Below are 1,091 nucleotides of genomic sequence, written 5' to 3'. Positions count from 1 at the left end.
CAGCGCCGGGACGCCCGGGGCCCAGAGGAAGGCGATGCCGCCGACGCCCGCGACGACCGCGCCGAGGGTGAAGGCGAGGAAGAGCAGGACGGTGGTGCGGCGACGGCGGGCGAGGACCTTGGAGCGGCGGGCGCGTTCGGCCTGGGTGGGGGCTGTCTGGCCGGACGCGGGCACGCCGGAGGGCCGGGCGGCGACCGGTTCGGCCGCGGCGTCCGGCTCCTGGGGACGCGCCGTCGGGACGTCCGCCTCCGCGTCCGGTGCCGGCGCGTCGGAGGAGGCGCCGGCGCGTTCGAGCTCCTTGGCGTAACGGCGCTCCATCCCCGCCCGTCCGGACAGCAGCCGGATGGCGGTGCTGAAGCGTTCCGTCGGACGGGCTTCGTTGAGCTCGTCCTGCCTACGGAGCCACATCGGCACCAAGTAGGCGGCCCAGGCCCCGACGATGACTGCGTAGATCAGGCCGCTGCTGCTCACACTGCACACGGTAGAGGGGTCCGCTCGGCGGATTCCGCCAATTGGCGCGGTGTGTCGCACGAACCGGCTGATATCTCGAACTTTTTTTGTGATTGTTGGGTTCGAAACCGAACATCGACCGTCATTCGACAGTGAAATTCGAACGTTTATTTTATTTGGCGGGAGCGGTGCCACCGGCTGACGACCCCGTCCACCGCCTCCTCCGCGGTGAGCGCGTAGACCAGGTGGTCCCGCCAGGCGCCGTCGATGTGCAGGTACCGCGGGCGCAGCCCCTCCTCGCGGAAGCCGAGCTTCTCCACCACCCGGCGGCTGGGCGTGTTCTCCGGACGGATGCACACCTCCACGCGGTGCAGGCCGAGAGTGCGGAAGCAGTGGTCGGTGACGAGGGCGACGGCGGTCGGCATGACGCCCCGGCCGGCCACGGCCTCGTCCACCCAGTAACCGACGTGCGCCGAGCACATCGACCCCCAGGTGATGCCCGCCACGGTCAACTGCCCGGCCAGCCGCCCCTGGTACTCGATGACGAAGGGCAGCATGCGTCCCGCGTGCGCCTCGGCCCGCAGGTGACGGACCATCTGCCGGTAGGTGGGACGGCGGGCGGGCGGGCCGCCTGTCTCTTA

The 1,091-nt window shown here is 70.9% G+C and carries 2 pseudogenes; both read right to left on the bottom strand.

The annotated features are described in order from the left end of the window. Positions 1–471 (bottom strand): annotated as a pseudogene (locus ACSNOK_RS33190) (hypothetical protein); the annotation flags it as partial. A 146-nt stretch (positions 472–617) separates the two neighbouring features. Continuing rightward, positions 618–1,082, bottom strand: a pseudogene (locus tag ACSNOK_RS33185) (GNAT family N-acetyltransferase); the annotation flags it as partial. Between the last annotated feature and the right edge of the window lie 9 nt (positions 1,083–1,091).

The organism is Streptomyces sp. URMC 126, assembly GCF_051386555.1.
Taxonomy (GTDB): domain Bacteria; phylum Actinomycetota; class Actinomycetes; order Streptomycetales; family Streptomycetaceae; genus Streptomyces.
Note: the sequence above shows the minus strand (reverse complement) of the source record. Positions and strands in the feature narration are given on the sequence as shown.